The organism is Campylobacter gastrosuis (assembly GCF_030249845.1).
GTDB classification, from domain to species: Bacteria; Campylobacterota; Campylobacteria; order Campylobacterales; family Campylobacteraceae; genus Campylobacter_A; species Campylobacter_A gastrosuis.
The window spans coordinates 1-1,408 of record NZ_JANURM010000053.1 but is presented as its reverse complement, the minus strand read 5'-3'; the positions used below and the strand labels follow the sequence as shown (position 1 = coordinate 1,408).

Annotated in this window: 4 protein-coding genes; all 4 read left to right on the top strand. The window is 36.4% G+C overall.

Features of this window, described 5'->3' with window-relative positions:
* Positions 1-192: hypothetical protein (locus NYG85_RS12035; RefSeq protein ID WP_284938914.1), on the top strand; the 192-nt coding region annotated here is incomplete at its 5' end.
* A complete protein-coding gene (locus NYG85_RS12030; protein ID WP_284938912.1) occupies positions 176-523 on the top strand; it encodes a RusA family crossover junction endodeoxyribonuclease in 348 nt (115 codons plus the stop codon). The genes NYG85_RS12035 and NYG85_RS12030, both read left to right, overlap by 17 nt.
* Positions 523-984 carry a hypothetical protein gene (locus tag NYG85_RS12025; RefSeq protein ID WP_284938911.1) on the top strand — a complete coding sequence of 154 codons (462 nt, stop codon included), beginning with the start codon at positions 523-525 and terminating at the stop codon, positions 982-984. Before NYG85_RS12030 ends, NYG85_RS12025 begins: the two co-directional genes overlap by 1 nt.
* On the top strand, positions 981-1,408 hold a 428-nt coding region (locus NYG85_RS12020), incomplete at its 3' end, for a hypothetical protein (RefSeq protein WP_284938909.1). The genes NYG85_RS12025 and NYG85_RS12020, both read left to right, overlap by 4 nt.

Here is a 1,408-nt window from a genome sequence, read left to right as displayed (position 1 = left end):
CCGTATCTGTTTTTTAGCTCACATAAAAGTCAAATAATGGAATTTATAAACTTAGAAATTGAAATTTTAGGGACGGAGGTGTTTAAGGACGCAATTGTAAAAAAAACGAATATGGTATCGTTTGGTAATATGTTAGACCCAACCGATTATATGATTTATAAGAGCGGGGGCGTTAATGCATTATTTTCTTAAAATTGAAAATCTGCCTTATAATCCAGTGCCATATAAACGAACAACACAAAGGCAGAAATTTAAAGACGCTAATTATAAAAAATATTTAGCGTTTAAAGAGCTAATAAGGTGGCATTTTAAGGCTCAAAACAAAACAGAGCCTAGTTTAAAGGGGCGATATCACGTAAGCGTAATGGCTACGTATAAAGACAAAACGCACGGAGATACGGACAATGTGGCAAAGGCTGTAAATGACGCACTATTTAGCGATGATAAGTTTGTAAGTGGCGATTATAATTTTAAATACGGCAAATTTGGCGGACTTGAAGTTAAGATTTTTAAGGTGGAGTAATGGCAAAGGTTGCAGAAAAGACAAAAGAGCTAATCAGGGCTGAATATAAAGCAGGAGCTAGTAAAAAGAGCTTGGCTGAGAAATATGAGATAAGTATCGGTTATGTTTTTAAACTTTGCAACGGCTTACCGCAAGAAAACGCCGAATTAGTAAAACAACAAGTAGCCATAAATACGGCACTTTCAACGCAAAGTGAAACAGAAGTGAAAGCCTTTCACGAAATAGTAAAAGAGCAGACAAAGCACCTTATTTATTTTCAAAGTAGAGCACTTATTAATCAAAAAAAGGCGGATGAGTTTTTAGAAACGGCGACTGAAATTTCAGAAGTAGAAGCCCACTCACGCATAACAGCAAGAAATAAAGAAATCGTGCTAGGCAAAGAGCCGATGATGCAAATAAACAACACAAACGCACAGCAAAACAGCACAAAAATCACGATTGAACGAAAAGAGTTAAAATGATAAATCTATCCTTACAATACACCCCACAGCAAAAAAGGGTATTTTTTGAAAATTTTGCAAGATTTACCACTATTGAAAAGGGGCGTCGTTTTGGCTTTACAAAAGGGACGGCTAATGCGTGCATTGAGTGGCTTTTAGAAGGGCATAAAATTTTATGGGTTGATACGATGAACGCAAACTTAAAACGCTATTTTCAACGCTATTTTTACCCTGAATTAAAACAACTCCCACGTGAGCTGTGGAGCTATAACGCGCAAGATAAGCAGTTAAATTTAGGCGAGGCGTGGCTTGATTTTAGAAGTGCAGAACGCCCTGAAAATATAGAGGGCTTTGGCTATGATATAGTGATTTTAAACGAAGCAGGGATTATTTTAAAAGATAGCTATTTGTGGGATAATGCAATTAGTCCAATGCTACTTGATAA

Coding starts and splice junctions, on each gene's coding strand:
- NYG85_RS12025 (WP_284938911.1), top strand. CDS start 523: ATGGCAAAGGTTGCAGAAAAGACAAAAGAGCTAATCAGGGCTGAATAT.
- NYG85_RS12030 (WP_284938912.1), top strand. CDS start 176: ATGCATTATTTTCTTAAAATTGAAAATCTGCCTTATAATCCAGTGCCA.